The following is a 1,049-nucleotide window of genomic DNA, read 5'->3' on the forward strand; positions in this document are numbered from 1 at the left end:
CGTTCAGGTGACGCCACTTCGGAATCAGCTCTTCGTACGGATCGCTACCGTCGTTCGGTGTGATAACCAGACGGCGCTTGCCTTTGGTTTCTTTACCGAACGCGATGGTGCCGCTGACTTCTGCCAGAATCGAGGCTTCTTTCGGACGACGGGCTTCGAACAAGTCGGCAACACGCGGCAGACCACCGGTGATGTCACGGGTCTTCGAAGTCTCTTGCGGGATACGAGCGATAACATCACCGATCGCAATCTTCGCGCCATCCGCTACACCAACCAAGGCGTTAGCAGGCAGGAAGTACTGAGCAATTACGTCAGTACCCGGCAGCAAGAGATCCTTGCCGTTGTCATCAACCATCTTCACAGCAGGACGGATATCTTTACCGGCAGCTGGACGGTCTTTGGCGTCGAGTACTTCAATGTTGGTCATACCGGTCAATTCGTCAGTCTGACGCTTGATCGTGATGCCTTCTTCCATGCCCACGTAGGTCACGGTACCTTTCATTTCGGTAACGATTGGGTGAGTGTGCGGATCCCACTTGGCCACGATTGCGCCAGCGTCGACCTTGTCACCTTCTTTAACCGAAATCACAGCACCGTACGGCAGCTTGTAACGCTCGCGCTCACGACCGAAGTCATCAGCGATTGCCAGCTCACCGGAACGGGACACAGCAACCAGGCAACCATCCACTCGCTCAACGTGCTTCAGGTTATGCAGACGGACGGTACCGCCATTCTTCACCTGAACGCTGTCAGCTGCGGAGGTCCGGCTTGCCGCACCACCGATGTGGAACGTACGCATCGTCAGCTGGGTACCCGGCTCACCGATGGACTGGGCAGCGATAACGCCGACCGCTTCACCGATGTTCACCTGGTGACCACGAGCCAGGTCACGGCCGTAGCACTTGGCGCAAATGCCGTAGCGGGTTTCGCAGCTGATCGGCGAACGCACGATCACTTCATCGATGCTGTTCAGCTCGATGAACTCAACCCACTTCTCGTCTACCAGTGTGCCGGCAGGAACGATGATTTCTTCGGAACCTGGCTTGAAC

The 1,049-nt window shown here is 56.6% G+C and carries 1 pseudogene; it reads right to left on the minus strand.

The features are described from left to right. A pseudogene (locus AC1DRJ_RS29205) lies at positions 1–1,049 on the minus strand (DNA-directed RNA polymerase subunit beta'); the annotation flags it as partial.

The sequence above is a fragment of the Pseudomonas sp. P5_B2 genome (assembly GCF_056400445.1).